Annotated in this window: 18 protein-coding genes and 2 rRNA genes (1 of these 20 cut by a window edge); 15 read left to right on the forward strand and 5 right to left on the reverse strand. The window is 46.7% G+C overall.

Going from position 1 to position 21454, the window contains the following annotated elements; genetic code table 11:
* Both ACUC6J_RS10910 and rrf read left to right on the forward strand, forming a co-directional pair.
* Positions 1-2775, forward strand: a 23S ribosomal RNA gene (locus ACUC6J_RS10910); it begins 152 nt to the left of the window's first position.
* Positions 2776-2925: 150 nt separating this feature from the next.
* A 5S ribosomal RNA gene (gene rrf, locus ACUC6J_RS10915) occupies positions 2926-3042 on the forward strand.
* Positions 3043-3281: 239 nt separating this feature from the next.
* Here the strand turns inward: rrf and ACUC6J_RS10920 are convergent.
* From ACUC6J_RS10920 to ACUC6J_RS10930, 3 genes are read right to left on the reverse strand one after another with little or no spacing between them, the layout of a single operon-like run.
* Positions 3282-4391, reverse strand: coding sequence for a CobW family GTP-binding protein (locus ACUC6J_RS10920; protein WP_447250173.1), 1110 nt, complete (start codon positions 4389-4391; stop codon positions 3282-3284).
* 18 nt (positions 4392-4409) lie between these two features.
* Positions 4410-5387 carry a TIGR03943 family putative permease subunit gene (locus ACUC6J_RS10925; protein ID WP_447250174.1) on the reverse strand — a complete coding sequence of 326 codons (978 nt, stop codon included), beginning with the start codon at positions 5385-5387 and terminating at the stop codon, positions 4410-4412.
* Between the two features lie 8 nt (positions 5388-5395).
* Positions 5396-6397, reverse strand: a complete 1002-nt coding sequence (locus ACUC6J_RS10930; protein WP_447250175.1) for a permease — start codon at positions 6395-6397, stop codon at positions 5396-5398.
* 231 nt (positions 6398-6628) lie between these two features.
* Between ACUC6J_RS10930 and ACUC6J_RS10935 the strand changes: the two genes are divergently transcribed.
* From ACUC6J_RS10935 to ACUC6J_RS10990, 12 genes are all read left to right on the forward strand, one after another.
* Entirely contained in the window at positions 6629-7717 is a 1089-nt protein-coding gene (locus tag ACUC6J_RS10935; protein ID WP_447250176.1) for a CobW family GTP-binding protein, read from the forward strand.
* A complete protein-coding gene (locus ACUC6J_RS10940) occupies positions 7714-8826 on the forward strand; it encodes a FecCD family ABC transporter permease (protein WP_447250177.1) in 1113 nt (370 codons plus the stop codon). The genes ACUC6J_RS10935 and ACUC6J_RS10940 overlap by 4 nt, the downstream gene beginning before the upstream one ends.
* Complete coding sequence (locus ACUC6J_RS10945) at positions 8823-9611, forward strand: ABC transporter ATP-binding protein (protein WP_447250178.1); 789 nt, start codon at positions 8823-8825, stop codon at positions 9609-9611. The genes ACUC6J_RS10940 and ACUC6J_RS10945 overlap by 4 nt, the downstream gene beginning before the upstream one ends.
* A gap of 68 nt (positions 9612-9679) precedes the next feature.
* Complete coding sequence (locus tag ACUC6J_RS10950) at positions 9680-10699, forward strand: ABC transporter substrate-binding protein (RefSeq protein WP_025364748.1); 1020 nt, start codon at positions 9680-9682, stop codon at positions 10697-10699.
* A 216-nt stretch (positions 10700-10915) separates the two neighbouring features.
* Entirely contained in the window at positions 10916-11623 is a 708-nt protein-coding gene (locus ACUC6J_RS10955; protein WP_170973163.1) for a metal ABC transporter ATP-binding protein, read from the forward strand.
* Entirely contained in the window at positions 11569-12417 is an 849-nt protein-coding gene (locus ACUC6J_RS10960) for a metal ABC transporter permease (protein WP_016818447.1), read from the forward strand. The genes ACUC6J_RS10955 and ACUC6J_RS10960 overlap by 55 nt, the downstream gene beginning before the upstream one ends.
* Positions 12418-12451: 34 nt before the next feature.
* Positions 12452-13450, forward strand: a complete 999-nt coding sequence (locus ACUC6J_RS10965) for a metal ABC transporter substrate-binding protein (protein ID WP_447250179.1) — start codon at positions 12452-12454, stop codon at positions 13448-13450.
* A 354-nt stretch (positions 13451-13804) separates the two neighbouring features.
* The gene (locus tag ACUC6J_RS10970) at positions 13805-14167 is read left to right on the forward strand and encodes a response regulator (protein ID WP_014599711.1); all 363 of its coding nucleotides are present in this window, start codon (positions 13805-13807) and stop codon (positions 14165-14167) included.
* An 84-nt stretch (positions 14168-14251) separates the two neighbouring features.
* Positions 14252-14740, forward strand: a complete 489-nt coding sequence (locus ACUC6J_RS10975) for a hypothetical protein (RefSeq protein ID WP_016818449.1) — start codon at positions 14252-14254, stop codon at positions 14738-14740.
* A gap of 104 nt (positions 14741-14844) precedes the next feature.
* Positions 14845-15039 carry a hypothetical protein gene (locus tag ACUC6J_RS10980; protein WP_017428465.1) on the forward strand — a complete coding sequence of 65 codons (195 nt, stop codon included), beginning with the start codon at positions 14845-14847 and terminating at the stop codon, positions 15037-15039.
* 12 nt (positions 15040-15051) lie between these two features.
* Positions 15052-15387 (forward strand): YolD-like family protein, encoded by a 336-nt coding sequence (locus tag ACUC6J_RS10985; RefSeq protein ID WP_016818450.1) that lies wholly within the window; start codon positions 15052-15054, stop codon positions 15385-15387.
* 114 nt (positions 15388-15501) lie between these two features.
* Positions 15502-15846 carry a cupin domain-containing protein gene (locus ACUC6J_RS10990; RefSeq protein WP_016818451.1) on the forward strand — a complete coding sequence of 115 codons (345 nt, stop codon included), beginning with the start codon at positions 15502-15504 and terminating at the stop codon, positions 15844-15846.
* A 103-nt stretch (positions 15847-15949) separates the two neighbouring features.
* On the opposite strand, the gene ACUC6J_RS10995 is transcribed toward ACUC6J_RS10990, so the two are convergent.
* Positions 15950-16819, reverse strand: coding sequence for an aminoglycoside 6-adenylyltransferase (locus ACUC6J_RS10995; protein WP_447250180.1), 870 nt, complete (start codon positions 16817-16819; stop codon positions 15950-15952).
* 313 nt (positions 16820-17132) lie between these two features.
* On the opposite strand from ACUC6J_RS10995, the gene ACUC6J_RS11000 reads away from it, so the two are divergent.
* Complete coding sequence (locus ACUC6J_RS11000) at positions 17133-20522, forward strand: S-layer homology domain-containing protein (RefSeq protein ID WP_447250181.1); 3390 nt, start codon at positions 17133-17135, stop codon at positions 20520-20522.
* Positions 20523-20562: 40 nt separating this feature from the next.
* On the opposite strand, the gene ACUC6J_RS11005 is transcribed toward ACUC6J_RS11000, so the two are convergent.
* Positions 20563-21393, reverse strand: a complete 831-nt coding sequence (locus ACUC6J_RS11005) for a class I SAM-dependent methyltransferase (RefSeq protein ID WP_447250182.1) — start codon at positions 21391-21393, stop codon at positions 20563-20565.
* Between the last annotated feature and the right edge of the window lie 61 nt (positions 21394-21454).

Raw genomic sequence — 21454 nt, forward strand, 5'->3', positions numbered from 1 at the left:
TACTCACTGAATTCATAGGTGAGTGAGAGGCAGACCAGGGGAACTGAAACATCTAAGTACCCTGAGGAAGAGAAAACAATAGTGATTCCGTCAGTAGCGGCGAGCGAACGCGGATTAGCCCAAACCAAGGAGCTTGCTCCTTGGGGTTGTGGGACGTCTCACATGGAGTTACAAAGGAACCGGTTAGATGAAGAGGTCTGGAAAGGCCCGCCAGAGAAGGTAAAAGCCCTGTAGTTCAAAACTTGTTCCCTCCGAGACGGATCCCGAGTAGTGCGGGGCACGTGAAACCCCGTATGAATCCGGCAGGACCATCTGCCAAGGCTAAATACTCCCTGGCGACCGATAGTGAAGCAGTACCGTGAGGGAAAGGTGAAAAGCACCCCGGAAGGGGAGTGAAATAGATCCTGAAACCGTGTGCTTACAAGAAGTCAGAGCCCGATCTATGGGTGATGGCGTGCCTTTTGTAGAATGAACCGGCGAGTTACGTTCCCGTGCAAGGTTAAGGTGAAGAGCTGAAGCCGCAGCGAAAGCGAGTCTGAATAGGGCGAATGAGTACGTGGACGTAGACCCGAAACCGGGTGATCTACCCCTGTCCAGGGTGAAGGTGCGGTAACACGCACTGGAGGCCCGAACCCACGCATGTTGAAAAATGCGGGGATGAGGTGGGGGTAGCGGAGAAATTCCAATCGAACCCGGAGATAGCTGGTTCTCCCCGAAATAGCTTTAGGGCTAGCCTCGGAAAGAAGAATCGTGGAGGTAGAGCACTGATTGGGTGCGGGGCCCGCAAGGGTTACCAAGCTCAGTCAAACTCCGAATGCCATAGATTTAGTTCCGGGAGTCAGACAGTGAGTGCTAAGATCCATTGTCGAAAGGGAAACAGCCCAGACCATCAGCTAAGGTCCCCAAGTGTGTGTTAAGTGGGAAAGGATGTGGAGTTGCACAGACAACCAGGATGTTGGCTTAGAAGCAGCCACCATTGAAAGAGTGCGTAATAGCTCACTGGTCGAGTGACTCTGCGCCGAAAATGTAACGGGGCTAAACACACCACCGAAGCTATGGCTTGATGCTTTGCATCAGGGGTAGGGGAGCGTTGAATGCGGGTTGAAGGTGTACCGGAAGGAGCGCTGGACTGCATTCAAGTGAGAATGCCGGTATGAGTAACGAAAAGATCTGTGAGAATCAGATCCGCCGAAAGCCTAAGGGTTCCTGAGGAAGGTTCGTCCGCTCAGGGTAAGTCGGGACCTAAGGCGAGGCCGATAGGCGTAGTCGAAGGACAACAGGTCGAAATTCCTGTACCACCGTAATCCGCGATGAGCGATGGGGTGACGCAGTAGGGTAGTGACGCGGACTGATGGATGTCCGTCTAAGCAGTGAGGCTGATGTGTAGGCAAATCCGCACATCGTTAAGGCTGGGCTGTGATGGGGAGCGAAAATTACAGTAGCGAAGGTCATGATCTCAGACTGCCAAGAAAAGCCTCTAGCCAGGAGAAGGTGCCCGTACCGCAAACCGACACAGGTAGGCGAGAAGAGAATTCTAAGGCGCGCGGAAGAACTCTCGTTAAGGAACTCGGCAAAATGACCCCGTAACTTCGGGAGAAGGGGTGCCTCGGTAGGGTGAATAGCCCGAGGGGGCCGCAGTGAAAAGGCCCAAGCGACTGTTTAGCAAAAACACAGGTCTGTGCGAAGCCGCAAGGCGAAGTATACGGGCTGACGCCTGCCCGGTGCTGGAAGGTTAAGGGGAGTGGTAAGCCTTCGGGCGAAGCTATGAACCGAAGCCCCAGTAAACGGCGGCCGTAACTATAACGGTCCTAAGGTAGCGAAATTCCTTGTCAGGTAAATTCTGACCCGCACGAATGGCGTAACGACTTGGGCGCTGTCTCAACGAGAGATCCGGTGAAATTTTAATACCTGTGAAGATGCAGGTTACCCGCGACAAGACGGAAAGACCCCATGGAGCTTTACTGCAGCTTGATATTGAATTTGGGTACGATCTGTACAGGATAGGTGGGAGCCGTTGAACCTTGAGCGCCAGCTTGAGGGGAGGCATCCTTGGGATACCACCCTGATCGTATCTAGGTTCTAACTTGGTACCGTGAACCGGTACGAGGACAGTGTCAGGTGGGCAGTTTGACTGGGGCGGTCGCCTCCTAAAGAGTAACGGAGGCGCCCCAAGGTTCCCTCAGAATGGTTGGAAATCATTCGAAGAGTGCAAAGGCAGAAGGGAGCTTGACTGCGAGACCTACAAGTCGAGCAGGGACGAAAGTCGGGCTTAGTGATCCGGTGGTACCGCATGGAAGGGCCATCGCTCAACGGATAAAAGCTACCCTGGGGATAACAGGCTTATCTCCCCCAAGAGTCCACATCGACGGGGAGGTTTGGCACCTCGATGTCGGCTCATCGCATCCTGGGGCTGAAGTAGGTCCCAAGGGTTGGGCTGTTCGCCCATTAAAGCGGTACGCGAGCTGGGTTCAGAACGTCGTGAGACAGTTCGGTCCCTATCTGTCGTGGGCGTAGGAAATTTGAGAGGAGCTGTCCTTAGTACGAGAGGACCGGGATGGACGTACCGCTGGTGTACCAGTTGTTCCGCCAGGAGCACCGCTGGGTAGCTATGTACGGAAGGGATAAGCGCTGAAAGCATCTAAGCGTGAAGCCCCCCTCAAGATGAGATTTCCCAATTAGTAAGACCCCTTGAAGACGACGAGGTAGATAGGTTGGGGGTGGAAGTGCAGTAATGCATGGAGCTGACCAATACTAATCGGTCGAGGGCTTATCCTAAGATAAGACGCAATGAAGTTTCGGATCCAGTTTTCAGGGTGTAACCTTGAAGGTATGTAGAAGTACATACGACAAGCGTATAGCTATTCATTCACACGATCCGTGATGAACCGAATAAGCTTACGGAAGAATTTACGGTGTAAATTCATGTTTGGTGGCGATAGCGGAGGGGTTCCACACGTACCCATCCCGAACACGACCGTTAAGCCCTCCAGCGCCGATGGTACTTGGACCGCAGGGTCCTGGGAGAGTAGGACGCCGCCAAGCAAATAATAGTATGACTCTGCATAGTCGTACTCAGGTCGTCGAGAATGCCTCGACGGCTTTTTTTATTTTCCCATCATTCAACATAACATCCTATAAGGTATATACTGCGTATATGCAAATTTATGATAGTTACAAAAAAAGGCTGTTCCATGACTTTTAAAGGTCAAAGGAACAGCCTTTTATAATTTAATTTCGTAGACATTTTGGAGGGAAATTTCATTTCGAGCCGAATCTGTCGACTACAGCGAAACGAAGCACTGTTCCCATTGCTCGGTAATGGATGCTTTGTCAAGCTGCTCTCCAATGAGTGTGACATATCCCTGGCTCACCGGAAGTGCGGTGGGCTGCCATTCCAAGTGACTTCCTGAGAATTGCAAAAGCATTGTACCCTCATGCGGAAGCACACAATAACCTTTCGCACGAAGCAGCGAGGAACCTAGCCCAGTCAGGAAGTCTTCTAATCGTTGCTTTTCCAATGGCTGAGGATAATATTGATGCAGTGTTAAGCTCTCCAGACGGGAAAAGGAATGGGGGAGGTCGTGATCGTGACTGTGGTTTTGACGGTGTGCAGAAATTACTTTGAATGCGGTACTTCTGGAGGCATTGCAAGGTCTTTCGTTATCTTTAGCGGGAATTGGGATAGGCGATGCTTCTGCATCGTTGGGCTGCATCTGTGCCGATGTATGTTGAAATACTTGTACAGGTTTCGGGTCAACCCATACGGAGGTCAGGACAGGTTCCAGCAGTGGTTCAAGGTCAATGCGGCTATACTCAGTAGTTTGCAACTTGGCCGTATCGTTGAGCTTGCGGATGTTCTTGACGACCTTAGCCACTTCACGGCTATTTGCGACATCCGTTTTGTTCACAACAATAAAGTCGGCGGAGCGAAGCTGTCCGTGCAGAGTCCGAACCAGCTCCTTGTCTGCAGTGAAGCGGCTGTTGTATTCATGGAACAGCTCAGCATCCACCACACTGATGCCGTGAACCAGATACAGCCGATCTGCCAGCAGTGGGGAGCGAAGTTCCTCCAGCACCTGCTCGGGGTTGGCTACTCCGGTGGTCTCCATGAAGATCACATCTGGCTCTTGGCTGAGCAGGGTGTGCAGTGCGCCAGCCAGCTCATTTCTTTTGCTGCAACAAATGCACCCCTCTAGCAGTCCTTCCACTGTTACGTCAGGCATTTCCTCTGAAATAATAGCGCTGTCTACATCATATTCGCCCATTTCGTTCATTAAAACAGCAGCACGAAGAGGAATCTGACGAGTATAGGCTAACAGCCGCAAAAGTAGTGTCGTTTTGCCGCTTCCAAGAAAACCACTGATTAATATAACAGGAACTTTGTTCATCATTTTTCCTCCTTGGCGGGTTTAGTGTGCCGTATTCAAGCGATCATAGGTTGCTACCGAGTCTGCTTGGGTATAGACATAAGGGGATTCTGGCTGCTTGACAGTCGTTATTTTATCGGATCGAATTTCAAGTACGGGTGCATCATCCTTTTGCGTTGCATGCAGAGTTCCTTCAATAGTCACCCAGGTATCTTTGTCAAAGGACGGAGGGTTCTGGGATTGGACGATAACCCCGAATGGCATGGCATCGGCAGTACAGCACATAACGAGGAACCTTCCTACTGCAAATAGACCTTTACCCGGTAGGTTGTCGTCTTTATAGACAAAGCCAGTCACCTGTACTTTTTTTCCTTGAAAAGCGTGCTTATACAGTTCGATCGCTCCTATAGTTTCGGAAAAAATCTCCGGATGGATCTGTATAATGGGTTGCTGATACAGACGTTTCGCCAGCTCGGCGAATTCTACATTGTACTCATCGGGCGGAACGAACAGCTTATCCAGCGCTTCCTGACTCCATTTTCCCTTTAGAGGGAGCGAAGTTGGTGTGAAAGATGGAGTGGATAAAAGGGAGGCTGCGGGTGTATTCGTGGTTTGTATGTCTGTTTTTCGTCGTATATCCGGGTTGGGATAGGTGAAGGACATACCTTTTTTGGCTGCCATATCACTGCCAAGCGCCTGATTGGGCAGCAGTGATCCGAACAGCAACGGAATGAGCAGCATTCCATATACGAGAGTTTTTTTGAACCAGCTTTGCGGTAAAGGATGTTCGCAATCGCATACATCTTCACCATCCCGGCTTCCCACGATTACGTGCCATGCCATCGCCAAAGCGATGAATATGAGTGGCACAGGACAGAGTAAAAGCAGCTTTTGCATGTGCGGAGCCAAGTAGTAATGAAGTGCACTTGTGCGATGTAATGTGATGATGTATACAGCTAATCCGATCATGAGCAAGGAGCGCATGCCATATTGACAGCGGATGCTAAAGGTTGAATTCACGTTTGTATTTACCTCCCCAATAACCATTCAGCAGCTATAGATCCCATCAGGACGAGTAAAATAATGAGTAAGCCCAAGATCACGACAAATTTGGTGCGAAAGGTGCTGAGCAGCATGAGTGTGCCTTTGAAATCAAGCATCGGGCCGAGTACAAGAAAGGCTGCCAGCGGACCCAGTGTAAAGGTATGCGAAAAAGCAGTAGCTACAAAGGCATCAGAGGTGGAACATAGCGATAGCACGTAGGCAAAGCCCATCATAAAGGCGTACGAGCCAGCCGTTCCATTGCTTAACGAAAGCATTTCGTCACGTGGGATAAAGGTTTGGATACAAGCTGTCAATAATGCACCGATAATGAGATATTTACTCATGTCTAAAAACTCGTCGCCAGCATGTACAAAAAATCCCCGCCATGTGCGGTTATGCCGATGAGTCTGATTGTTCAGCTTTTGTTGGTTAAAAGAGAGCAAAGACCGTTTGAGCGGATGCACACGCACAAAGGCATATATGATCAATCCGATGGTCGCGGAAACGACAAAGGCCAAACCCATCCGAACGACAGTGACCTCAGGATGGGAAGGGAAAGCCATCATTGTCGCAGCCAGTACTACGGGATTGATAATAGGTCCGCTTAAGATAAAAGTGATACCCATATAGGCAGGCATTCCCTTGAGCATTAATTGGCGAACGACAGGGATCATGCCACACTCACAGATGGGAAACAGCATACCTAGCAAGGAGGCGAGCAGGACACCCGGCACAGGATGGGCAGGCGCTATTTTACGAATCCATGTCTCCGGTACAAGCCACTGTAAAAGGGATGAAACAAGCACACCGATCAGGAGAAACGGAACAGCCTCCAGAAAAATACCCATAAATACCGTCTTTAATGACTGCAGCTGCCCTATATCTAACAAACGAAGCCACTGAGGAGATAGCGTAATAAGCACAGGGATGAGAAAGGCAAACGGAATCATAAAAGGCAGCATCTTCAACAGCGTACGGTTTTTCATTCCACATCTCCTTGGGAATAAGGGTTCTTATCTACATCCTATGCCTGTGTTGGGACAATCATGCCGTAGGATTATGCTTGAATCACCTCCTATATTGACAATTAAAAGCGTGGTCATATATATTTATGTTCGGTAATAGTAATTATTACGATTAAAATCCGATAAATGATTGCAAGAAGAAAACTTTTACGGTACGATCCATATTAGTGCTGTAAAGACAAGGAGGATTATATGATACCGATTGTTGTTTTATCCGGATTTTTGGGCAGCGGGAAAACAACTCTTCTTCAGCATGCGCTGGCTTACTACAAGGAGCAGGGGCTCAAGCCAGCTATTCTGATGAATGAGTTGGGTGATGTTAATCTGGACGGCAGTTTGGTGAACGACCAAGCCCCCATGAAGGAAATGCTCAGTGGCTGTATATGCTGTACCATTCGCGGAGATTTGGGCGTCGAGCTCATGAATCTTGCCGAGGAATATAAGCCAGATGTGATTATTGTAGAATGTACCGGAGTGGCTAATCCAATGGAGATTGTAGATGCAGTGACAGATGCCTCCATATATTCTTCTATGGTTTTACAATCTGTTATCACGGTCGTGGATGCGCGTCAATTTCTGGATTTCTCCTTGGGTAGTGAGAGTTGCAAGTCGTTTCGTTTGATGCAGGATCAGCTGCGATGTGCTTCCAAACTGATTATTAACAAGACTGATTTATTGGCTGCGGGAGAATTGCAAAAAGTACAGGCCCTTGTAAAAGAATTAAATCCTTATGCTTTGACTGTAAGCACGGAGCGTAGTGACGTAGATTTGGGTGCCTTTTTCTCCATTCAAGGAGAGAAACAGATGGATGTTTCGCGGCAAAAGGAGTCCACAGTCGATATCGCGAATGATCATCAGCATGCGGAAGCTCATTTTCACACGTATGGTCATGATGATCATACAGGCCATCATCCTTATGACTATCATGAGCCCGAGCATCACGACCTTGAACATGAACACGGAGAGCATTATCATTCCTACGACCATGTAGTTGTTCATACGCATTTTTTTGGACAACCTGTGTCACGCTCCGAGTTTGAACAGTTGTTCCGCAGTTTGCCTGCTGAAATTTACCGGGCCAAAGGAATCGTGCGATTTTTGGAATCGGAGGGTCAAATGATGTTTCAATTTGCCTATCGTGAGCTAGAAATCATCCCGATCCGACCGCAAAAGCCAGTGAACGATGTAGTGGTGATCATGGGCGAGAATTTCTCTGCTTCTGAGATCGGGGAACGATTGAAAAAGCTTGAAGCGGCTGCAAAGCCACTGGCTAGTTCATGATTTCGAGAACAAATAGCGTTTATTCATCCAAGCCTCATTCTCGAGCTGATCTAGCAGGGAAGCCTCCATGGAGATTTACAACAATTCTGCTGTTATTAATTACGGGACTGGTGCTGTCAGTTACACTTGCGGTCATGCTGGGTCCTGTGGCTGTCGCCCCAGGGACAGTATGGCGAATTGCGCTGTCCCATCTGCCCTGGCTGGATCAGTGGATACCCGTGACATGGACCAAACCAGAGCAATATATCGTCTGGGAAATTCGCTTTCCGCGTGTGCTGCTAGGTGTTGTCGTGGGAGCAGGACTTGCTGTTACCGGAGCGGCTATACAGGCATTAATTCGCAATTCGTTAGCGGACCCCTATATTCTAGGAGTCTCGTCGGGTGCTTCAGTGACTGCGACGTTAGTTATTGTGTTTGGAGCTTTTGGATTTTTGGGACGACTTACACTGCCCATATCTGCTTTTATAGGCTCTCTAGCTGCGATGCTTATGGTGTTTGCGTTGGCTCGTGTGGCCGGACGGATATCGACGACCCGCTTGCTGTTGGCAGGGGTGGCGGTATCTATGATGCTGTCGGCTGTGACTAGCTTTATCGTTACGATGGCCCCGAATGAAAAAGGCATCCGTGACGCGATGTATTGGATGATGGGAAGTCTGGCAGGCGCTCAATGGGATACGCTTTTCATTCCAAGCCTTATTATAGCCGTGGGAACGGCTGTCCTTTTGACCCGATGCCGTTCATTGAATGCTTTGCTGACAGGAGAAGAAGCCGCCGTAACGCTCGGTGTGAACGTGCAGGCGTTCCGTATATTATTGGTTGTTGTCGCTTCCCTTTTAACCGGGGCAGTCGTATCAGTGAGTGGCTCGATTGGTTTTGTCGGGCTTATGATTCCACACATCGTTAGGCTAATAGTGGGATCGGATCATCGGCGTGTCCTGCCTGTCAGCCTGCTTTCGGGAGCTATCTTTGTCGTGTGGGCAGACGTATGTGCCCGGCTCGTGCTAGCTCCACAGGAGCTGCCGATTGGTATTGTAACGGCTGTGTGTGGCGGACCCTTTTTTGTGTGGCTGCTGCGGCGCAGTTCCTACTCGTTTGGAGGCGAAAAATGAATATAGAAGTCGAATGCGTGACCTTCAGTATTCACGATAAACGATTGATCGACGGTATCAGTCTCCAGGTAAAAACGGGAGAGCTGGTCGGGCTGATCGGTCCGAATGGCAGCGGCAAATCAACGTTGCTTAAGAATATGTATCGGGTGTTAAGGCCTGACAGTGGTTTGGTGACGCTGGATGGCCGGGATTTACTACGGATGAAGTACAAAGAGACAGCACGACAAATGGCAGTGGTAAGTCAGGATGCGCCCCAAACGTTTGATTTTTCAGTACGGGACATCGTCCTGATGGGCCGCCATCCTCATAAGAAACTGCTGGAAGCAGATACTGTCTTCGATCATGAGCTGGTTGAGCAGGCGCTGGAGCGGGTAGGCATGAATGCTCAAGCGGATCAGGGGTTTGGTACCCTGTCGGGCGGTGAAAAGCAACGGGTATTGATCGCCAGGGCTTTGGCCGGACAAGCGAAATTTCTCATTTTGGACGAGCCGACAAATCATCTCGATATCCGGTATCAGCTGCAAATTCTCGATTTGGTCAAAACACTTCAGATCACTGCTTTAGCTGCACTGCATGATTTAAATTTGGCGGCATGTTATTGTGACCGATTGTATGTATTAAAAGAAGGCAAGGTGGTAGCCTCCGGCATAACAGAGAATGTGCTTCAGCCTGACCTGCTACGCAGTGTATTCGGGGTGGAAACAGAAATTCGCATTCATCCGAAAACCGGGAAACCGAGTATTACCTTTTTACCGGATTCTCTTAGAGGTGGAGACCATCTATGACATTAACAGGCAGAATGGTGATTCGATAAGGTAAGATAAAACTGTGAATGAAAGAGGAGACGTTACATATGAATAAATGTAGCAAACCCGCATTACCGCTGGTTATGCTAGCTTTGGCGATGCTGTTATTATCGGCCTGCGCAGCAGGAAACACGGCTCAAACCACAAATTCATCTGCAAACGGGCAGCAATCTGATGCATCGCAATCAACAACCCAAGAGAAGGCAGTAGAGATTGAGAACATGGGTGTAAAAATGGTATTTCCCGAAGCGCCCAAACGTGCGGTTACATTGAACCAGCATGCGACAGAAGTTATGCTGGCCCTTGGACTGGAATCTTCCATGGTAGGAACCGCCTATTTGGATGATCAGATTTTACCGAAATATAAGACTCAATATGATAAAATCCCGGTTCTAGCCAAACAATATCCGTCCAAAGAGGTGTTTATGGCAGCTGCACCGGATTTTGCCTATGCGGGCTGGAAGAGTGCCTTTAATGATAAAAATCTGGGTTCCCGTGAGGAGCTTGCCCAACAGGGCGTGCAAACCTATGTACAGGAATCCTCCAATAAGCCGGGTCCTATATTAGAAGATGTATATCGGGATATACTAAATATTGGACGTATTTTCCGGGTTGAGGAGCGTGCAGAAAAACTGGTAAATGACATTCGTGCACAAGTGCAGTCCATTCAGACTCAAATTGGCACGGTTGAACGGGCACCCAAGGTTTTTGTTTATGACAGCGGCGAAGACAAGCCATTTACGGCTGCCAACAATTATCTGACGTCTTTGATTAAAAGTGTGAAGGCGAAAAATATTTTTGATGATATCGATAAAAGTTTTACGGAAGTAAGCTGGGAAGAGGTCGTGAACCGCAACCCTGATGTTATTATTATTCTCGACTACGGAGATACTTCACTGGCGGATAAAGAAAAGCTGCTGTTGAGCAAGCCCGCGCTGGCTGGTGTCGAAGCGATCAAAAACAAACGATTTGTGGTGCTGCCTCTATCCGCAGCGGCTGAAGGTGTGCGAGCACCGATTGCACTGAAAACCTTGGCAGCAGGCTTGTACCCGGACAAAGTGAAATAAACAAACAAAAGAGTTGCCAAAACATTGACGAACCTTGCCTAAACTGTTAAACTTGCTAATGCGTAAAGGTTACGTTTATCAAGCGCTTATTTTTTTATTACCAAATCGTAATAATTACGGTAGATGGTTTAATGATCATAAACGGCCTGGAGAATCTGCGCTATGATGACCGCTCAGATGGCTCCAGGCTTTTTAAAGGAAAAGGAGATTTGCGTCATGTTATTGGCCTCATTGGAACAGGTCACATTTGGCTACGGAGATGTTCCTAACTTGGTAGATGCCAATGTTGAAATTTTTTCCGGAGAATTTGTGGCGATCACTGGACCCAACGGTGCTTCCAAATCGACGATGCTCAAGTTGCTGCTCGGTTTACTTCAGCCTTGGAAGGGCAAAGTGTTTATGTCCGACCGTACAGGTGAAGGTAAAAAGCTCGTTGTCGGATTTGTATCACAACAAATTGCTGCCTTCAATGGAGGATTTCCAAGTACCATCCTGGAATTTGTCCGTTCGGGTAGATATACTCATGGCTCTTGGCTGCGCCGGATGCGGGCTGAGGATCATGATCTGACAGAGCAGGCGCTTCGTCAAGTAGGGATGTGGGATTTACGGCACCGCAAAATCGGCGAATTGTCTGGTGGACAGAAGCAGCGTATTTGTGTGGCAAGGGCACTTGCTCAGGAATCGGATTTGCTCATTCTGGATGAGCCCACGACCGGAATGGATCAGGAAAGCCGACATCACTTCTACGATCTGATGAATCAGCAGGTTAAGGAATATGGAAGAACTGTAGTCATGGTTACCCATGGACTATCGGAAGTACAACATTATTTGGATCGTATTATTGAGCTTGAAAGGAAGGAAGATGGCGGATGGAAATGCTGCACTACGACTTCATGCAGCGGGCATTTTGTGCCGGTGGGGTAATTGCACTGCTGGCCTCGGTGCTTGGAGTATACCTGATGCTACGGCGTCAGGCTCTCATGGCGGACATGCTATCGCATGTATCGCTGGCAGGGGTGGCGGCAGGTGCCTATTTAGGGATTAACCCGACGATAACTGGATTTATTGTTGCGGTGATCGGTGCGATTATTGTTGAGTACGTCCGCAGATCTTATAAAACGTATAGTGAGATTTCTGTGGCTATTATTATGGTAGGTGGCCTCTCAACGGCTGTTATTTTAATGAATCTGAATCAGAGCATTAACAAAGGCTTTTCCGCTTATTTGTTTGGTTCGGTAGTAGCCGTCAATCAGACCGAGCTGATGTTGATGATCGTTGTGGCTGTCATTGGAGGTATTTTCTTTTTCGTGTTCCGACGGCCTTTGTACCAGATTACCTTTGATGAAGAAACGGCAAAGACCAATGGTCTTCCTGTCAAGTCTATCTCGTTTGCGTTTAGTATTTTGACTGGGATGATTGTAGCCGCAGCCATGCCGATTGTCGGTGTACTGCTTGTCTCCTCACTAATCGTGTTGCCTGCTGCGCTGGCGATTCGAATTGCACCGAGCTTCGCGGCAGCTATCTGGATATCCATGATCACCGCATTGATCGGCGTATTTATGGGATTAACCGCATCATATGAACTCAGTACACCCCCAGGTGGGACGATTGCTATGGTGCTATTATTATTCCTGATCGTAGGAGCTAGTATTCAAAAGCTGGTCCGTAAGCTTGGCAAGCAACAGGCTTCCCGACGTAAGAATGCGGCAGGTCAGTGAGTTTATAAAAACTAACACATAAGGAGTTATGAATATGAATACATGGTTCAAAAAATCATTTGTATTATCCGCGGGGCTAGCACTTATTTTGGCCGGTTGCGGAGCTAAATCTGATCATGCAGCCACGAATGCATCCCAAACCGAACCTAATCCGGCACAAACAGCGGACAGTGGTAAAAATCTGAATGTAGTCACCACTTTTTATCCGATGTATGAATTCACCAAGCAAGTTGCCGGAGATCATGCTAACGTAACCGCGTTGATTCCTGCCGGTGCTGAGCCGCATGATTGGGAGCCAAGCGCCAAAGATATGGCACAGGTTAAGGATGCTGACGTATTTGTATATAACGGGATCGTCGAAGGTTGGGCAGAACAGGCTTTGAGCAGCGCATCGAATGATAAGCGTGTAGTAGTTGAAGCAAGCAAAGGGTTGAACCTGATGGAAGGATCTGCCGAGGAGGAAGAAGGAGAAGAAGCACACGCAGAGGAAGGCCATGATCACGATCATGTGCTGGACCCTCATGTATGGCTTGATCCAGTCTTAGCTCAGAAAGAAGTAGAAGCTATAGAAGCAGGGCTTATAAAAGCCGATCCTACAAACAAAGCGGACTATGAGAAAAACGCTGATGCTTATATTGCTAAGCTGAAAGAACTGGATACTGAATTCAAAACGGGTCTGAAAGATGTAAAACGCAAAGACTTTATTACGCAGCATGCTGCTTTTAGCTATTTGGCTAAGCAATATGGTCTGACCCAAGTGTCAATTGCCGGATTATCTCCAGAGCAAGAGCCTACGCCGGACAAGTTGGCAGGTATTATCAAGTTTGCTAAAGAAAATAATGTGAAGACGATTTTCTTTGAAACATTGGTTGATCCGAAGGTTGCTGAAACCGTAGCTACTGAAATTGGTTCGAAAACGGATGTGCTGAATCCGCTTGAAGGACTGACGGATGAAGACAAGCAGAAGAATCTGGATTACCTTGGTGTGATGAAAAACAATCTGGAGGCTTTGAAAAAAGCTCTGAATGAATAAGCAAACTTTAAACGAATAGTTTAAAAAAAGATGTCGGCATGATACCGATGTCTTTTTTTATATCTGTTTAAGGAGTTGGCCCAATGATTCTTCTACTTTTGAATTCGCCTGCATAGTGCTAAGGGTTCACTGAATACCTAGTACTTTGTAATCTTTATACTACAGGAATGATTTACGTCATTGCGAAACGTTTTTATTGAAATTAATGCTGTAGTAGCTAGTTTCAAATTCCTTTTATAATTCAATGGTAGCGTTTTTCTTTTTACAGATTCTTTCTATTAATATAACTAGTTTTTTCACCGATATTGAAGTTTGGGCGTGCATATCATATGACAACGGATTGGAGAGGTTAACTTGGCAACAGTTATAATAGTGGATGATTCTTTATTTATGCGTTCTGTGCTTAAGGATATTCTGTTGGATTTAGGTCACTCTGTTATTGCAGAAGCGGAAAATGGATATGATGCAGTTTTGAAATATGCACACTTTCGACCAGATTTAATTACCATGGATATTAATATGCCTAAAATGGATGGGCTTGAGGCTGTTAAAAAGATTGTAGAGCTTGATCCTAAAGCCAATATCTTAATGTGTTCCGCTTTGGGTCAGCAGGAAGCAATTATACAAGCATTTAAGGCAGGGGCAAAAGATTTTATTGTGAAGCCATTTGAGATGGAAAGGGTCGTGAATGCCGTCACAAAAATGCTGGATAATTAATGAATCAAGCTTTTAATACATAATATTGAACATATTGAAGCGGGAGTTTCATGCTTATTTTTCACGAATATGGAGATGAATAGGATGAGCAATCGAGTATTGTCTCAAAAAGTATTTATAGATGAACTGATCGCTACGATCAAGAGTGGGGGGCTTGTTCCTGTAAATTATGAACACCTCATCAGTGAACAAAGGGGAAAAATGGATGCTCTAAACAATGAACTCACCGTTCGTATAGAGGCATTAGAGACAGATTTAATTTCTGCTTCGACATTTTCCATTCCGTTTGCCAATGGTGAAATTATGTTTCTTGCTCGTTATATTGTACTCATTGGGGATTATACCGAGGGTTACTTTGTATTTTATCGAGCAGAAGACTGCGAAAGTCCAGAAGAATATCAATTTTTAACAAGCTCTTATCAACTTCCACATGTATTGCTCGAATTATCTCACACTTTAAAGGAGCATGGTACTAATGAGCCACTTAATATTTTGACTTATTGGAATGGCCCTGTGTATCCGCTGAAAGATTTGAATAAAGAGGATATTAAGCTGTCCACCTATGAGTTTTAAATCCCTTGAGAGAGGCAACTCCCTCAGGGGATTTTTTTACATTGATAATCAAACGCATGTTCGCATATAATACAAACAAACGTTCTGATGAGGAGTGAAGGATGATGCTGGAGAAATATGTGGGACAGATCGTGGAAATCGTGTATATGGACCGAAAGGGCAAACTGTCTCATCGGCAGATAGAGGTGCATCGTGTGCAGAATGGTTTAATCCGGGCCACCTGTTTGCAAACTGGTCAGCCACGTGTTTTTCGATTAGATCATGTATTGGCATGGCATCCGGTAACCAGAACAGCATAGGAGGGGCTCACGATGGGGAAAAAGCTTGAAGGAAATGGCATATGGGAAAGCTCGCGTATGATTTTGCCTGAGCATCGGGAGGCATATGTAAGACTGATGAAGGAGCAGGGAAGACGCGGCAAGCCGACACTGGACGATCAGGAGATACAGCAGATTGAACAGGCCATTATCGTATCCTATAACGAACGGAAGCCTATTACACTAAGAGTGTTTAATCCGTTTGATGATGAGGAGCTGCGCGGACTGGTTACAGTGATTAACACAAGTCGGCGAGAAGTGAAGCTATCTCGTGGGGAAGAGGATTTTAGCTGGATTAAGTTGGAGGAAATTATCGAGGCGGATATCTAAAAATGGTCGGACTCAGAGTTTTTTTACATGGGTTCTATCGTTTTTTATAATTAAGATTGTAGCTCAGTGAATCCAGATTTACAATAAAACTGTAACTACAAAGGGGGAGTCAATTTGAAAATAAGTAAACATAATGCTGAACATTATATATGGGGAGAACAATGTGATGGTTGGCGCTTGGTGAAAAATGATGATTTGAGTATTATTCATGAGCGCATGCCGGGAAATACACATGAAGTCAGACATTATCATCATCATGCGCGCCAATTTTTCTTTATTTTATCAGGTGCAGCGGTACTTGAAGTGGATGGTGAACGCATCCAATTAGGATCTCAGGAAGGGTGTGAGGTTCCTCCTATGGTGCCTCATCAAATGTTTAATGAAACGAGTGAGGATGTTGAATTTTTGGTTATCTCTCAGCCTGCGAGCAGAGGCGACCGGGTGCTGACCGAAAACTAATATTAGGGGACAGCAGATTCCAAACGTATATAGGTCAAATAATGTTAGAGTATAAAAAACCAGGCTAGCACATGTAAATCAAGTGCCCGACTGGTTTTTTTCTTTAATAGATGCCCGTTGCATCTGCAGGGAGAGCTTTTACGTGATAGAGATAGTTTGTTACACGTTGATCGACCTCAATCGGGTATCTATAACCATAATGGTTCGCCACCTTCTGGGCAACTTCTCTAAATAAATTACCCATGATAAAAAGAGACTGCCACATATGTTCATAATCTGCATCCGCAAATGTTTGGATGTAGGCCGTCCAATGTTCAGGCTCAAGGTGCTTCTCGAAATATTTTCCCTGCTTACCTGGATCTGCCGTGAAGTTAGTTTGTATACCCATATGCCATTCCAGCATGAAGTGAAGCGCATCTCTTACAGGTCGATCCAACATGAATTTGGCATAGGGAAGCTCATGTCGCCATAATCCTTTAGCCACATAAGTACTGACCCACCAGAATTCGTTGCAGGAATCCGCATAGGTTTGGGCGGTTGGAGGGATCGTCTTATAAGCCTGAAGACTTGGCGGTGGGAAAGGCTCCACCAGGTCGTCTTTATCCAGCAGCAGTACACTTAAGCTGTCTCGGGGCCAATTGGCGATGTTAGTCACAGGGCAGAGGGTAAGATCAATGCGATTGCCATCCGTAAATAACATGAGAAAAGCAAAGCGATCACGGAACGTCACAGTAGGCTCCACATGCTCATCGGGTGTCTGCATAATGATCAATTCTCCAAAGCGGCGAATCCAGTGACGTTCCTGAATAAAGCTGTCCATGGAAGATACGAGAAAGACGATGTCATAATCCTGAAAAATATCTCGTGGAGCATGTGGATTGGCGCGTGAACCATTCATAATCACGGCACGTACCCGTTCATCTTCTTGAGCAAATTGGAGAATGGTATGCAGCATCTCTTGTTCACTTCTCACTATAGTTGTCTCCACAAGCGGTATCGAAAGGAAAAAAACGTAGATAAGACAGCAGTAGAAATAAAGCCCACCAGTTCAAGGATCATCAAGAAAAACGACCTCCTGTAAGTTGTTTATCTGGCAAAAGTATCCTATCCTTACAATAGCTCATCCACGGAAGCCATTCAACTGAATAAACAGCGGGCAAATTGCTCGTATTCTTGCTGAGCTGGTTGAATAGAAGGATAAAATGCAATTGTTCAGAATTTGTTCAGTGACGAAATTGTATAATATCAAGCAGCAATCATAGATTTATTTCAACAGGAGGAAAGGTATGCATTTTTGCAAGTCTACTAAACGATTCACATGTGCATTAACAGCAGTATCACTAATCTTTTCATCGGCAATTTTAGTGGCGGATGCTGGTGCGGCACCAACCGAACAGCCCAAATTAATCCAAGATGGAACATGGAGCAAGTCTGCCGACGTTTGGATGGATGCACCAGAAAACTATGTTGGCAGATCTTCGGATGCAGTGTTAGGATATTACAGATCAGCGATTCAGTTTAAAATGCCCGAGCTGACTGGGAAGGTTGTAACGAAGGCAACCTTGCGTATTCATATCTCTTCTATCAGCTACAGCTCTAACCAGAATCCTTTTTTGATCGTGTATGGATCGACTGCTGATGTTTGGAGCAGCGGAGCTTTTCCGCTAAACCCGCTGGATCAGCCTTCGGATACGAAAACAGGCTCAGACCTTCAAGTAGGATGGGTTGATTTTGATGTTACCCATTTTGTACAACAACAGACGGATGGTATGGTCTCATTTGCATTGCTTGCTAATGAAGCAGGGAACCCTGGAGACTATTCGGAAATTACATATTCAGCCGACGACAACGGCGTAGATATTCCCCAGTTGATATTGGAAACATCAGCCCCAGCTGTTTCGTCTAAAATGCCTGAGGTAGCTGCTGTAACTACTGAGGAAGATATCCCAACATCCAATATAACCATTACACCCAACCCGCAAGATTCAACGGTAGTGACACATTATCAAATTACGAACATTATCGGAGGCAGGCTGTATCATAGCGATGGTATCACCGAGATTTCCAACGGAACGTTTATCACAGCAGCAGAAGCTAGGGATGGCGTGAGGTTTGTGCCTATGGCAAACGCCAACAACGCAGTGGGAGATACCTTCTCTTTTGATGTGCAGGCGGCTCAGAGTGCAACGGGTAATGGACTGAGCGATGCCACTAAGGCTGTTGTCCATGTTACGGAAGTAAACGATCCCCCGGCAGCGCAAGACGAAACGCTATCCTCCATTACAGAAGACTCAGGAGAGCGGACAATTCCTTTTGCAGAACTGCTTGCGCATGCGTCTGCCGGTCCGAATGAGAATGGTCAACACCTAACGATATCCTCAGTCAGCAGAATCGCAGGAGGGGCTGTACGTTTAGATGGAACAAATGTAATTTTTACACCTCAGCCGAATTTTAATGGAACCGCTAGCTTCTCTTTTATCGTCACCGATAATGGAACATCGAACGGCGTCTCAGTCCCGCAGTCGGTGGTCAAGCAAGCCTCTTTTACAGTAAATTCCGTCGCTGATGTCCCTAACGTGACTGATGCTTTGACAGAGGAAGACAAACAAAGCTTTGACGGTTTGATCATTACTCGTAATCAAGTGGATGGATCTGACGTGTCGTACTTTAGAATCTCAAACATTATTGGTGGAACCCTCTATAAAAATGATGGGGTAATGGAAATCCGAGATGGTCAATTTATTTCTGTAGCGGATGGCGAAGCAGGGCTTAAATTTACGCCAAATCTTTATGCTAACTCTCCGTCAGGTGATCATTTCAGTTTCGACGTACAATCATCACTAGATATGAGTGGAACAGGGATCAGCGAGCCGAACCAAGCCAAAATCACTGTGAGTGAGGTAAACAACAGTCCGATAGCTGTGAATGATACACTACCATCGTTATCGGCCAATGCAGGGGCACAATCTATCGCTATTGATGAACTCTTAGCAAACGACACGGCAGGCCCTGTCAACGAGAGCTTACAACATCTGAGCATCGCATCGGTAGAAAATGCACAAGGTGGGACGGTAGTTCTAGACGGAGCGGTTGTACTATTCACTCCGAATTCAGGCTACCAGGGCCCGGCAAGTTTTGATTATACTGTGATTGATGACGGTACAACGAACGGAGCATTAGATGCGAAGAGTTCAACAGCTACCGTTGCATTCACTATCAACCCAGCACCGACACCAGATCCGGTACCAACACCAGATCCGGTACCAACACCAGATCCAGTACCAACACCAGATCCAGTACCAACACCAGATCCAGTACCAACACCAGATCCAGTACCAACACCAGATCCAGTACCAACACCAGATCCGGTACCAACACCAGATCCGGTACCAACACCAGATCCGGTACCAACGCCGGATCCAGTACCAACGCCGGATCCGGTACCAACACCAGATCCGATACCAACGCCAGATCCAGTACCAACACCAGATCCGGTGCCAACGCCAGATCCGGTGCCAACACCAGATCCGATACCAACAGATGATAGTCACACGGAATTGCGTGTTTCTATCAATAATGGTCAAATGCTGGTAGGGGGTACAGAACAGGCTATAGCAAAAGTTGTAAAATCGGACTCTTCAGAGATTGATGTCAGTGAAGAAGCAACTTGGACTTCCAGCAATGCGAATGTCGCTACGGTTACTCAGGGAGAGATTAGAGCACTTTCAGAAGGGAACACGGTAATTTCCGCCACATACAGCGGATATAGCTTTAATGTTCCAGTTACCGTAACAGCTGTTGCTGCTCCCGCACCCAATAATGCTGGCAGTGATTCCAGTAGTTCCAGTGGCGGCGGGTCTGGGCATCGAAACAGGGACCGTTCTAGCGAAGATTCCAGCAACAATACGGCAACATCAGCTGTATCATCTCCATCGGTGACTGTATCTAAAGAACCAGTAACTGTACCTGTATCTGTATCTGAAGAATTGGTGACTGGGCCAACTGCTCCTGTGCAAGACATATTCAACAGTAACGTAGTGGTTGCAGACAACAAAGTACTGCAGAATATAAAGTCCAAAGCAGAATCTGCTTTAAATTCTTCTACTAGTGTTAAACCTTCAGACCTACAAGGACATTGGGCAGAAAAGACGGTCGACACGTTTTCTAAGCTGGGTATCGTAAATGGATATAAGGATGGCAGTTTCAGACCTGATGGTGAAATTACCCGTGCGGAGTTTTCTGCTATCATTTCTAGAATCTTCAATATTAGTGGTGGAAATCAGCCTGTGGCTTTGAACGATATTGGGGATCACTGGGCGCAGGCTGCCATAACAAAATTGACCGCAGCTGGAGTATTAAACGGTTATGAGGATGGTACTTTTAAACCGGATCAAACAATTGTCCGTCAAGAAATGGCTGTCATTTTGGCGCGGATCTTGGATGTAGACCGATTGAAAAAGGACACCTCGAATGAAAAAAGCTTCACCGACTTGTCCGCTTCTTTTGCGGCTGATACGATTAAACAATTAGCACAAGCCGGTGTGCTTTCGGGTATAAGTACGAGTCAATTTGGACCTAAGTATCATGCGTCACGTGCTGAAGCCTTGACTGCGATTTATAATGCACTTAGTTTGAACAGCGAAATTAAAACCGTATTGGAAAGTTTGGAGCAGTAATCTAGAATGATACAGAGGCGAGCCTGTTTGGCTCGTCTTTTTACTTGATACCTACCGCAAGCATATGCGGGCTCATGCCGATGACAGAATCCTGCTCCTCAACCTGCTGTGCTATATCCAGCAAACGTCTGCGATGAGAAGGAATGGCCCATTTCTCTTCAAATCCGGGTGCAATCCAGACGGGGCCTTCGACACCCAGTACACGAGGCTCCTGCAATCCAGCCGCCTGCCAGTCTGCACGCAAGGCATCCGGTGTATGAAAGTAGGAGCGTGTGATAAAAGAGGGATAAGCCGCCGGTCGTACATGCTGACCATCTGTTAACTCCTGTCTGACCATATCCATGAACGCATCTTCCTCCACAATGGTATTGCACTCGCCGTACACCGATAGCCCCCACAGTAGCGAGCCAAACCTGGAAATAGCCGAAGTAATCAGCGTTCCCCCCTTCTTTAAGACACGCGCTGCTTCTTGCAGTGCTTTTACTCTTTCCTTCTGTTCTGTTAAATGATATAAAGGTCCCATCAATAGCACGATGTCCGCGCTTTCATCTTTACGATCAAGATTTCTGGCATCTGCGATTTCCAGCTTGCTGATGATGGGTTTATTCAGTTGCTGCTGACGAGCGAATTCAATGGCTTGCGAAGAGAGATCGAATAGATGAACTTCATATCCCAGTTCTGCCAGCCACGAAGAGTAGACCCCTACACCGCCGCCGATATCATAAATAACATGAGTGGACTTGCTGAGATAACGGGAAATGATTTCTTTTGATCTTTCCAGCTCTATTTTTCCGATGCCTCGCTCTAATCTGCCTATTTCTGCACCGCCATCATAATAAGCCAGAATTTCATGCGTATCTTTTTCGAACATAGTGCATCTCACCTCATGTAATTGGAATAATATAACATTAACACTTGCGTCATAAACAAGT

The organism is Paenibacillus sp. JJ1683 (assembly GCF_053006485.1).